This is a genomic window from Desulfosporosinus sp. FKB (assembly GCF_002196705.1).
Lineage (GTDB): Bacteria > Bacillota > Desulfitobacteriia > Desulfitobacteriales > Desulfitobacteriaceae > Desulfosporosinus.
This window is the reverse complement of record NZ_NADJ01000006.1, coordinates 29,784-42,070: the sequence shown is the minus strand read 5'-3', so window position 1 is coordinate 42,070 and position 12,287 is coordinate 29,784. Positions and strand designations below refer to the sequence as shown.

The following is a 12,287-nucleotide window of genomic DNA, read 5'->3' as shown; positions in this document are numbered from 1 at the left end:
CCGAGATAGGATTTCTCTTCGACCAGATAGACCTCACTTCCCGCTTCGGAAGCTTCTACTGCGGCGGTAAGTCCGCTGATTCCCCCTCCAACCACCAGAATACTCTTATAAGCCATCCTTTTACCTCCCTTAATATGCCAGTAAAATCTCGACGAACGTCGAGCCAGTCAGTCTGGTTTCCCGGACCAACCATATAGCACTCCTCCAAGATGATTATGGAGGTATTTGCTTTCTTCTATAGCGAATTCGGTTTATATTGTAAATATAATATAAATTTAGATTATTAAGATTATTTACGCGTTAAATCTAATCCCCTGGATGGTTAATATCAACCACAGGGAATATGAATACTTTCACATATAGAACTAAAAAAAATAAGTAGACCAGTAAGGCCCCTCTTCTAAGCAGAATAATATAAGTTCAAAAATTAATATACAATTTTTAATGTTTTACCTGTTTGTTTACATATTTAAGATTAGCACTGAGGTTACTAGAAGTCAATATTACTATAATTAATATATTATATAGTGAATTAATTAAATAGATAATTCTATTGGGAATTCAAATAGCAAATTTCCAAAATAAATTAATGTCCAAATTTATTTGTCGAGCTGGGTCGAATCCTGGATGTATTATAATAATAGGGTTGCATTTGGGGATTAATATTCACATGCATCTGCGCGCAAATTAACACATCTAAAATGGCCATATGAATAATGAATTATGGAATTAACAAACCAATGTTGTGAAAGATAAAAGACCACGAAGGAACGTAAGATTAGAATTCCTCCATGGTCCTTATCAATAGTTCTTAATAACTAATTTGTCCGCTTTAGCAACATATAATAATTATTGGTTAACGACTGATGACAAAGAAGTATATAACTTATAGAGACTTTGTGTGCCGCTGTTTTCTTCACCAGCTGCAGCCAATTTGTCATATAAGGATTTTGCAAGCTTCAGGCCCGGAGTCAATAACCCCATTTCATCAGCTGCATTCAAGGCAATTGTCATGTCCTTAATAAAATGCTTGACATAAAATCCGGGAGCAAAATCATTTGCTAGCATACGAGGCGCTAAGTTGCTTAATGACCAGCTTCCGGCGGCGCCTGAAGCGATGCTTTTAAGAACCGTATCAGGATCTAAGCCGGATTTAGAAGCATAGGCCATTGCTTCACACACGCCAATCATATTAGACGCAATAGCAATTTGATTGCACATTTTAGTATGTTGACCCGCTCCAGCTTTTCCCTGATAGACAATATTCTTCCCCAAATAACTCAAAATAGGAAGTAGAACGTTAAAGGCTTCTTCATCACCACCGACCATAATAGCCAGACGTGCTTCCTTAGCACCCACATCCCCTCCGGAAACCGGAGCATCTAACGCAAACATTCCCTTAGCGTGCGCTTCTTTATATAGTTTTTTAGCTAATGATGGCGACGAAGTTGTCATATCTATTAGATAACTTCCGCTTTGAGCATGATTAACAATTCCATGTTCTCCTAAATAGATTTCTTCAACATCTTTAGGATAGCCCACCATAGTAATGATTATATCACTATTTTGAGCTAGCTTTTCAACGGTTTCTTGCCAAACGGCTCCTGCAGATAGGAGAGATTCTGCTTTACTTTTAGTTCTGGTGTAAATATTCACTTCATAGCCTGCTGTTAATAAATGTCCTGCCATGCTTTTGCCCATAACCCCTGTGCCAACAAAGCCAATCTTAGAATTTTGTTTTAATGTTAACAAGATCGTCATACTCCTTCCTATTTCCAAGCTTTAATCTTTCTGCAGAGCGTTAAGCTAGCGAACTCGTATGGGAACCACTCCCACTTGTAAAAGAGGTAGTCTTACGCTTTGATCAAAAATTCACCTCGTTAGAAGTGAGTCAGCTCCTCCTTTTGATTAGACATAACCTACCGTGTTATACAGTATTCTCTAATAATCGGGAATTTCCTTCTCTAAAATAGTTTCTCCTTTATTCTTTAGAGTCCTTTAAACACTAAGCTTGTTCAGCCAAAGCCGAACATTGGGGCCTTGATGGACAACTCTATAAGAGCGGAGAAAACAAACGAGCACTTGATTCTTTCAGACGATTGGAGAAAGGACGATTTTTATAGTCCTCAAGAACTATTTCCTTGCTATCCTGAAGATCTTGATAAAAGTCCTTTTCTAAGCGATGAGCCAAAGGTTCATCATATATAAAAGCACTAATTTCAAAATTCAAACTAAAACTTCGAATATCAAAATTAGTCGAGCCAACAACTCCAATTTCTCCATCCAGAATTAAGATTTTGGCGTGAAGAACTCCTTTTCTATATTGATATATCCGGACTCCAGCTTCTAATAACTCTTCAACGTAGGAAAGAGAGGCCCAATAGGTAATTTTATGATCAGGCACTCCTTGCAGGATAACCCGCACATCTAAGCCACTTAAAGCTGCGGTTTTTAAAGCCATTATTGAACCTTCATCGGGTATAAAATAAGGTGTTTCAATAAAAATCGTTTGTTCAGCACTGGTCAAAGCTACAAAGAAAATTTCCAGCATCGAACCCCAATCAGAATCGGGACCGGTTGCGGCGATTTGCGTCATTTGAACATTCATTGGTTCGGCCTCAGGAAAGTACTCAACATCGAATAGTTTCTGTCGAGTGGTTCCGTTCCAGTCATTTAAAAATACTGCTTGCAGAAAATTAACGGAATCCCCCTCGAGTTTTAGAAAAGTGTCCCGCCAAAAACCAATTCGTTGATTAAGTGATAAATATTCATCTCCGACGTTTAACCCGCCCAGAAAACCAATTCGGCCATCAATAACAACAATTTTACGATGATTGCGCAAATTTAGACGCCGCGATAAAAAAGGAAAGCGGACCGGATAAAACACTTCTGCTTCAACACCTGCTGCTCGTAATTCGCCAAAATGTTTTCGCAAAGAACGATTAACTAAACCATCGACCAGAACTCGGACTTTGACACCTTCAGATACTTTGCGTATCAGTAAATTCAGGAAATCCCGTCCAATGCTATCATTGTGAAATATAAAAAATTCCAGATGAATATGATTCTTGGCGCCTTCGATGGCTTCAAAGATTGCTTTGAAGGTGTCGATACCATTGGTAAGCACTTGTGAACGATTATTAAAGGTTATGGGGGCTGAAGCATCATTCATTAAAATATTTGCAAGTTTGCGATTAATTGTAATGTTTGTGGTCTGATCATCGTCGTCCCCAGCTTGTTTTACCTGTCGTTCCATTAAAATTTCTTCCGTGGGTCCCTGCAAAAGCTGAGTATGATGAGAAAGTTGATGTTTGCGTACCAATCTGCCGAGCATGAGATATATTAGAGCACCTAAAATAGGTAAAGCACCAAGAATTAATAACCAAATAATAGTTTTTGTCGGATCTCTGTTTTCTAAAAATACAACGGACCCGAGAATAATCAATTGGGCTATGGTAATTAAGGCTATGGTTATTACTAGGATGGAAATAGGCAGAACCCTCCTTAAAAAACATCTTTAGCAATTTTTTGCAAGTCATCCGCTGAACGGCAACGATAAGCTTTTCTGAAGAAAGGTTGATAATCTTTCATGATATTATCCGGATCATTCCACTCCTCAACATTTAAAGGATTCAGCCAGAAGATCTGTTTAACTCGTTCAGAAATTTGCGCGACATACTCTTTTTGTGGTGAACGATAATTATTCTTACCATCACCTAGTATAACAATCGTCCCTCTGGCAGACATGTTGCTTAAATAATTTTCGGCGAGTTCTTTAAAAGCCGCTCCATAATCTGAGAACCCAAGACTAATCTTATGTCCCCAACTGGTTATCTTTTGCCTGATATTCTCAAAGTCTTCATCCCAAATGAAATCCGAAACATCCCAAACCGTTTCAATAAAAAAATAAACTCGGATTTTTCGATAACGCTGTTTAAAACAAGAAATTAAAAAGATAAGAAATTCCACAAAAGGTGCCATTGAATTTGAAACGTCACAGAGAACGATTAACTCAGGAGCACGAGGGATCCGCTGGTGATAACTTATCTTAAAAATTAGTCCTTTACACTGAACGCTTTGACGTACAATTCGGGCAATGTCGATTAGCCCTCTCCTCGTACTTGACTTCCAGCGTTGTCCAAGTCGTACGGCTAATTTTCGCGTCCATTTTCGAATACTCGATTTAACTAAATTCTTTTCTACATCTGTTAGATTGCTCAGTGATTTGAAGAGAAAATGTTGCCGAGCTAAAGGCTGCCAGCAGTTTTCTTGATGCACTTGAAGTGCTAATACCTGATGTCTGATTTCAGCAATTATCGATGTGCGAAGGTTTAAATGAGCGTACCATTCCTCTTCGGTCAGTGTTCCTCGTTGGTAAGCCAAATCATAGGAGTTAATCCAAGTATAATAGTTCATATCCGCTAAAACAGTTTTAACTAGCTCTTCAAATGCCTCTTTCTTGTTCATTAATGCTTCAAGTTTCGCTGGATTAATTTTTAGAGCAAGATCTTTAGAACCATTATACCCCTCTGAATTCGATAGACTAATTCCGCCGAACCCTCGACCGACTCCTTGTCCGCCTATACCGGGACTGTTCTTATCCTCAACGTTAATAATCCTGGTTGAACTTTCAGCATCATCAGCCTTACCCAACAAATTTGCGTCAAATATGATTCTCCAAACACTTTCAAACATAATTAGGTCTTGAGGTCTGCGAATTAAAAGAGCCTTCATTATCTGTTTTTCCGCTATCATCGGAAATCGATCAAAACAGATTTGAACATCACGAACGTCTTCAGAAGATATCATAATCGAAGCTTGTCTCAGACCATTAATAACCCTAAGAAAATCCCACCCGTTCATCGTTTAGTCCATCCTAACCTTAAGCTCAGAATCCCACTTTTTTAGGCGTTCCTCCAACTTGACGATGTCCTTAGGGTATTTCAACAATACATTAAGTAACCCCATTAAGTCACCATAATTAACTTTGTCTTTCTGAAGTGCTTTTAAAGCACAGGCAAAATCGATGGATTCTGAAACACTCGGTGACTTTTGCAAGGGGAGCTTGCGAACTTTAGCAACAAATTCGCAGACCTCTAGAACGAGTTGTTCAGAAAGCTCAGGAACCTGTGAGCTTAAGATGGAGATTTCTCGTTCAAGAGATGGATATGTCAGGTAGATATGGATACATCGCCTTCTTAAAGCGTCGCTGAAATCCCGACTATTGTTACTTGTTAAAATTACAATAGGATTGGCTTTTGAAGTTATGGTCCCTAATTCCGGAATTGTAACTTGCTGCTCAGCAAGCAACTCTAAAAGAAAACTTTCGAATTCTTCATCACTTTTATCCAGTTCATCAATTAATAACAGGACAGGTTCCTCAGAACGAATAGATTCCAGAAGTGGACGGGCCAGTAAAAATTCCTCAGAAAACAAATCCAGCTTAATTTCTTCCCAATCGTCTGCTTTAGCAAGCTGAAGACGTAAAAGCTGCTTCGCATAATTCCAATCATAAAGTGCTTTTGTGATATCCAATCCTTCATAGCATTGCAGCCGTATCAATTTTCGGCGTTCTGCCTTTGCCAAGGCTATAGCTAGATGCGTTTTTCCAACACCGGCTGGTCCTTCAATAAGGCAAGGTTTTTTTAAATAAAGGCTTAAGAATAACGTTGTTGCTGTTTCTTCGTCAAGCAAATATCCTTCTTGTTTTAAAGCCTGGGCTAATTCACGTGGAGATGTATGCATTGCTTACCTCCTAAATAAAAGTCTTGCCATAGTCCCATATAATTTATAACTATTGAGTACTCTCTATGCTCACAGAAAATTATATCAATCGTCATTTATATGTACAAAGACCTTTATAAAACCGAAGTAGATCTCAGACCCAAACAAAAATAGTCTATAGTTTATCTTGGATTTTTGGTTCGGGTTTTTGCTCTCCCATAAAATTGCCTTTTCTGCGGATCAGCAATTTTCCCAAAGGCCATCTCTTTAGGATTAATGTTAATTCCATAAACATTTTCCAACTTTTTCAGGTAGGAAATTTCCGATTTCGTAACAAGAGATATAGCTTTTCCGCCTTCCCCTGCCCTGCCGGCCCGCCCCACCCTATGAAGGTAAACTTGATGATCTTCCGGTAAATCAAGATTAAAAATATGACTTATACCTTGTATGTCTAAACCCCGAGATGCTAAATCGGAAGCTACCAAGATGCGTAGTTTCCCCGACCTAAATTCATCCATTGCTTTGTGACGATTTGTTTTGCTTGCTCCCCCATAAATTCCTTCTGCTTCTATTCCATGATATTTAAGTTTCTCAACGGTTTTTTCAATTTCCTCGCTTTTATTGACAAAGATTAGGGCTCTTGTTGGAGATATAATACGGATGAGCTTTCTTAAAACTTCAAATTTATCTCTTTGTTCTGCAACAATATAGTCATGAGAAATTGTCGGGTTAATCTTTATTGTCTTAGTAACTCGCAAAACTTGAGGATTTTTCAAAAACTTCATAGCTCGCTGGATCGTTGTTTCCGGAAGCGTCGCCGAAAATAAAAGAAATTGGGTATCCCTCAAAGCAGTTTTAATAACAGCCGTAACGTCGTGGACATTATCATCATCCAATAAACGATCTGCTTCATCAAGAACAATTGTTTTAATACTCTGAGCCGATATTTTTCTTTTTTTAATGAGCTCCAAAATTCGACCACTTGAGCCTACAAGAATATGTGGTTTTTCTTTTAACTTTTCAATTTGCCTAGTGATATTCACGTTCCCAATTATAGCAGCCGAAGTAACTGGCAGGCCGGAATTTTTAGCAAGTATCCCTATCTCACTGTTAATTTGCAACGCTAATTCATGAGTCGGAGTGAGAATTAAGGCTTGATTCTCTCTTTTTAAACGATCTATTTTCTGAAAAATTGGCAGCAAATAGGCCAAGGTTTTACCTGTTCCTGTTTCAGATTGCCCTACAACATCATGGCGATCTAAAACTAAAGGGATTGCTTGTTCTTGAATAGCAGTTGGCTCATTGATTCCTTGTTGATTCAGGGCAAAAACTAACCTTTCTTCTAATCCGAGTTGGGCAAAGGATGTTGGCATTTTGTTCTCCGTCCTATCCGCTAATATTTCCCTAGCTTAAGCAAAAGACAGTATTTTTTACGACAATTATAGTTGCTTTATTGTTCAAACTCAAATTTCAATTTACCTTCTTCTGGTTTGTCCCAAACCAAATAGGCTGAAAACTTTTTACCGGTATTTGATTTAAAACCTTTGATGAGTGGAGTCCTGCCCTTTTTAAGCAGGCTTTTGACTTGATTTGGAGTTATGGTTTTCCCACAGAGCTGTTTCTTCCAAATTACAAAGTGACATCCATTTTTCCAATTTGAACAGCCGAACCCTTTCTGACCTTCGATCACCTCGTGACCGCACCTTGGACATTTGCCGAGTAAAGTCAATCCTTCGTCCGCCTTTTTAGGTCCTGATTTATCGGTCTTATCCAGTGATCTATGGTCAACTCCCTGTGGAGATTTCGGTGCCAATGGTTTAGAACCTACTGCTATAGGCATCTTCCCATTAGTTTGTTCAAACGTACGCAGCTCCTCAATGATCTGACGGATAGCTATTTCAACCTCTGAAATATAAGCTTCCAAGGTTAATTTACCTTTTTCTACTTTAGAAAGGTTGAATTCCATTTGTCCTGTCATTTCGGCGCTTATCAAAAGCTGAGCTTTGGCAAGGCGTTTCTTAATAAGTTGGATAAGTTCGGTTCCCTTGACAGTAGGTTTCAACACCTTCTGTTCTTGATAAATGTACCCACGATCAATTAAGCTTTCGATAATTGCCGGCCGGGTGGCAACGGTACCCAACCCTTTTCCTTTTAATTGCTGCCGAAGTATCTCATCGTCAACTTGTTTTCCTGCTCCTTCCATTGCTTTGAGTAGGTCTCCCTGAGAATAGCGTTTAGGGGGCTTCGTTGTTTTTTCCTCAATTGAAAGAGCCTTCGTTTCAACCTCTTGACCCTGCTTCAGAGGTGGCAAGACAGTTGTCGTTCCATCCTCGATTTCTTCCTTATCGTAATTGTAAACAGCCTTCCAACCAGAGTTCTCCAGTACCTTTCCCTTTGCAGTAAAATGCTCTCGTTCGATTACTGTGTCCACGTCTGTCTGGCTATACTTCGCCGGAGGATACCATACGGCGATGAAACGTCGTACGATCAAATCATAAAGATTTTGTTCATCTCGTGTAAGTCTATCTTGGGCGGTCTTTTCGGTTGTTGGGATTATGGCATGGTGCGCGGTAATTGTATTGATCACCCTTTTCCCTTTAGGTACTCCGAAACGAATCGCTTCAGTCACTAATTTTCGGTAGGGTTCTTGGTTGACCGCCTCCAAATGATGCGCCAGCTTAGGGATCAGGTCTTTGGAAAGGTATGGACAATCAGTACGAGGATAGGTAATCCCCTTTTTTTCATAAAGAGATTGGGCAATCTTTAACACCTTCTCGGCACTAAATCCATATTTTTTAGATGCAGCAACGGTTAGAGAGGTTAAATCAAAGAGCAAAGGCGGCGGTTCTTGAAGGCCCTTTTTCGTAAGTTTCTCAATAAAAGCGGGTTTTCCCTGAATTCTTTTAATAATTTCCTCAGCCTCTTCGCGCTTTGCTATTCGTTTGGTTTCATTGGTTATATCGTACCATCTACCGATATAGTTCCCCTTGCTTGCTGCAAACTCGGCCCGTATTTCAAAGAACGGCTGAGGGATAAAGGAATGTATTTCCCATTCCCTCTCAACGATGAGAGCTAGGGTCGGGGTTTGGACTCGTCCAATAGATATAACATTTGGCTTTTTTCTTAACGTATCATAACTTCCAAAAAGAGACGTAAATCCTTCGGTTAAATTCATACCAAAATCCCAATCAGCATAAGCTCTTCCATGACCAGCAGCTGCTAAACCTGCCACGGCTTGGGCCGGTTGAAGGTTATTCATGCCTTCCAGAATTGAGGCCACAGTTAAGGATGAGATCCAAAGTCGTTTTAAAGGTTTTTGGCATTTGGAAGCCTCCCAAACTTCCTGGAAAAGCAGCTGTCCTTCTCGATCAGCGTCTGTACCACAAATCACCTCTGCAATCTCTGAGGATCTGAGCAAATGCAAGACAATCTGGTACTGTTTTTCGGCCCCCGCTTTCACAACTCTCCGAAATTCCGCCGCCTTGGGAAGTACAGGTAAACGTTTTAAGCTCCACCGTTTACCAACACGAGCTAAATCCATATAGGTCTCAGGTCGTTCTAATTCTAATAAATGGCCATAACACCAGGTAATTATATACTCCTCATTTTCCAGATAACCATCTGCTCTGCTTTTAACACCTAAGGCATTAGCATATTCACGAGCTTGAGAAGGTTTTTCCGCAATAATGAGTCTTCTTCCCACACCTTAGCCTCCTACTAAATGATTTTAAAAAAACACCGTTTCGTAAACGGTGTTTTCGTTTAGTCGCTGGGCAATTGTTTCAAGTTAATCGGCTTCAGGACTCCAAGAAGCGAGATAAGTCCGTTGTTCTTGGGTCAAAGTGTCAATGGATAAACCTAAAGACTGAAGCTTTAACTGAGCCACCTTTTCATCAATCTCAGAATTCACTTGGTAAACCCCAGGTGCCAATTTATTGTGATTTACCGCCACGTATTCCAGGGACAAAGCTTGGAGAGCAAAGGTCATATCCATAACTTCTGCGGGATGGCCATCTCCGGCAGCCAGATTTACCAGACGCCCTTCTGCTAACAGGTAAAGCTTTTGACCTGTCGGCAATGTGTATTCAGTAATATTATTGCGAGCAGTTCTTTCTGAGAGTGCAATCTCTTTAAGTTGGGCAACATTAACCTCCACATCAAAATGACCTGCATTGCAAAGAATAGCTCCAGACTTCATTTGCCCAAAATGTTCCTTGTTAATGATATTGGTATTCCCGGTAACAGTTATAAAAAAGTCCCCAAACTTTGCTGCCTCGATCATAGGCATGACCTCAAAACCATCCATTAAGGCTTCATTAGCTTTGATAGGATTTATTTCGCAGATAATAACTTTTGCGCCCAGACCTTTAGCCCTCATGGCAACACCCTTGCCACACCAGCCATATCCTGCGATTACAGCTGTCTTTCCGGCAACGACTAAATTTGTTGTCCGCATAATACCATCCCAAACCGATTGACCAGTCCCATAGCGATTATCAAATAAATACTTACATTGAGCGTCATTGACAGCGATCATTGGAAACTTGAGCACTCCGTCCTTCGCCATTGAATGCAGCCGTAAAACGCCAGTCGTTGTTTCTTCTGCCCCGCCTTTGACTTTTTTTAATAATTCTGGCCGGGTAGTATGAATGGTTGAGACAAGATCCCCGCCATCATCTATGATAAAATCAGGCTCTGTATCAAGAGCCAACTGGAGATGATGTTTATATTCCTCATCGGTGGCATTATACCAGGCATGAGCTTGGATTCCTTGTTGAACGAGGGCCGCAACGACATCATCCTGCGTAGAAAGTGGATTGCTGGCAACTACTGTTACATTAGCGCCACCTGCTCGAACCACATGAGCAAGATAGGCGGTTTTAGCTTCTAAATGAAGACAAATAACAACATTCTTACCGGCAAAAGGCTGAGTTTTTTCAAACTCCTGACGAACAATATTAAGGACTTGCATTCTTGGTGCGACCCAATCAATTTTGCTCTGTCCTAAAAGTGCTAAGGATATATCACGAATCGTTGATTTCATAAACTGATACCTTCTTTCTCTTTCTAGAGTTTAATTATACACTAATTCCTGAACTTTTCTCCATAGCTGATCTATAATCGTAAATTATCTCTGCCCATAGCTGTGAAGATAGAAATTCCGCATTCCCTCGACGTCCGTTGGCGACAATTCTACAACTCCGCCCATGAGCTGAGCAACGATTATTATTTCAGCGGCTTTCTCAACAATCTGACAGACTTTAAGTGCCTCATCTAAGGAACTTCCCACACCCAACATGCCATGATTAGCCAGCAATACGGCATTTCGATCTTCAAGTGCCTTTAAGGTATTAAGGCCCAATTGCTCGGTTCCTGGCAGGGCGTACTCGTTAACCCGAACATTTCCTCCCACGATCTGAACCAAGTCTTCAACAGCGCCCGGAATTTCTTTGCGCGCGGCAGCCATGGCAGTGGCATAAGTGCTATGGGTGTGGATGATTGCTTGTACATCCTGCCGACCACGATAGACCGCTAAATGAAGCGGTAATTCAATAGATGGTAAGCGTGCTCCCTTAACGCATACTCCATGATTGTCAAGAACGACAATATCATCAGGAACCAATGTGTCATAGCTCATTCCCGTAGGTGTAATCGCAAACCAATCAGTTTCCGGTACGCGGCAACTAATATTTCCCCATGTTCCAATGGTAAGTTTTGACGCAAGGATTTCTTTTCCTTTAGCAACAACGTTTTGACGGGATATTGATATTTGTTCCATTACCCGTTCGTTTATCATGTCCATGTTTTCCTCCATTAAGCTACGAAAATTAAAATCATCCTATTATTTCTTTAAATAGCCTTTATTGATAGAGTCTTCGATAATTTCTTTTGCTAAGTCCCATAGTTGTGGAACCGGATTCTCGAGAACGGAATTTCGTTTCAGCACTTTTTCACTCGTTACACCAGGTTTTTTCCAGGTATGTCCATTCGTATTATAGTTCAATAGTAAGGGTTGAAGTCGATCTAAACTGGCTGCAAATTTTGACTCAGGTGTTTCCATAGCCTCAAATTCATGCCATAAATTCATAATCTCTTCAGCCTGGTCAGAAGGCAGGAGATTAAACAATTGATTAGCAGACTTTTGTTCACGCTCAAACTTATCAATATTTCCTTTTTCATCATAGCAAAATGTATCACCGGCATGTATCTCAACGAGATCGTGGATAAGAATCATTTTTAGAACTCTTAAGATATTAATTTCCTCTGAGGCATATTCAGACAATAGTATTGCCATAACTGCCATATGCCAAGAATGCTCGGCATCATTTTCCTGTTCAGTCGTACCTATCACAACATTCTGTCTAAAAATTCTTTTTAAACGATCTATCTCCACAATAAACTTAATTTGATCTTCTAACCGTTTATCTTTCATATATAACTCCCCTTTACTGACTTCAAAAACACGTTGATATCTATTTCTTCTATCTTTCTTTGTTTGCATTTTTTATAAATCAGGCCATGTCTTAGAGGAAATTAATTAACTTACTTATTCAAATGCGAAA

At 39.9% G+C, this 12,287-nt stretch carries 10 protein-coding genes; all 10 read right to left on the bottom strand.

What is annotated here, in order from left to right:
* On the bottom strand, positions 1–116 hold a 116-nt coding region (locus tag B5Y67_RS00760; protein WP_140419028.1), incomplete at its 3' end, for an FAD-dependent oxidoreductase.
* Positions 117–849: 733 nt separating this feature from the next.
* The gene (locus B5Y67_RS00755) at positions 850–1,761 is read right to left on the bottom strand and encodes an NAD(P)-dependent oxidoreductase (RefSeq protein WP_088224684.1); all 912 of its coding nucleotides are present in this window, start codon (positions 1,759–1,761) and stop codon (positions 850–852) included.
* A 292-nt stretch (positions 1,762–2,053) separates the two neighbouring features.
* Positions 2,054–3,475, bottom strand: a complete 1,422-nt coding sequence (gene cls / locus B5Y67_RS00750; RefSeq protein ID WP_282432737.1) for a cardiolipin synthase — start codon at positions 3,473–3,475, stop codon at positions 2,054–2,056.
* A gap of 29 nt (positions 3,476–3,504) precedes the next feature.
* Positions 3,505–4,863, bottom strand: a complete 1,359-nt coding sequence (locus B5Y67_RS00745; RefSeq protein WP_088224682.1) for a VWA domain-containing protein — start codon at positions 4,861–4,863, stop codon at positions 3,505–3,507.
* Positions 4,864–4,866: 3 nt separating this feature from the next.
* The gene (locus B5Y67_RS00740) at positions 4,867–5,745 is read right to left on the bottom strand and encodes a MoxR family ATPase (RefSeq protein ID WP_088224681.1); all 879 of its coding nucleotides are present in this window, start codon (positions 5,743–5,745) and stop codon (positions 4,867–4,869) included.
* A gap of 161 nt (positions 5,746–5,906) precedes the next feature.
* Positions 5,907–7,097 (bottom strand): DEAD/DEAH box helicase, encoded by a 1,191-nt coding sequence (locus tag B5Y67_RS00735; protein WP_088224680.1) that lies wholly within the window; start codon positions 7,095–7,097, stop codon positions 5,907–5,909.
* 77 nt (positions 7,098–7,174) lie between these two features.
* Positions 7,175–9,427 carry a type IA DNA topoisomerase gene (locus B5Y67_RS00730; protein WP_088224679.1) on the bottom strand — a complete coding sequence of 751 codons (2,253 nt, stop codon included), beginning with the start codon at positions 9,425–9,427 and terminating at the stop codon, positions 7,175–7,177.
* Between the two features lie 84 nt (positions 9,428–9,511).
* On the bottom strand, positions 9,512–10,768 hold the full coding sequence (locus B5Y67_RS00725) for an adenosylhomocysteinase (protein ID WP_088224678.1): 1,257 nt from the start codon (positions 10,766–10,768) through the stop codon (positions 9,512–9,514).
* A gap of 84 nt (positions 10,769–10,852) precedes the next feature.
* The gene (locus tag B5Y67_RS00720) at positions 10,853–11,503 is read right to left on the bottom strand and encodes a class II aldolase/adducin family protein (RefSeq protein WP_088224685.1); all 651 of its coding nucleotides are present in this window, start codon (positions 11,501–11,503) and stop codon (positions 10,853–10,855) included.
* A gap of 63 nt (positions 11,504–11,566) precedes the next feature.
* A complete protein-coding gene (locus B5Y67_RS00715) occupies positions 11,567–12,157 on the bottom strand; it encodes an HD domain-containing protein (protein WP_088224677.1) in 591 nt (196 codons plus the stop codon).
* Positions 12,158–12,287 lie beyond the last annotated feature (130 nt).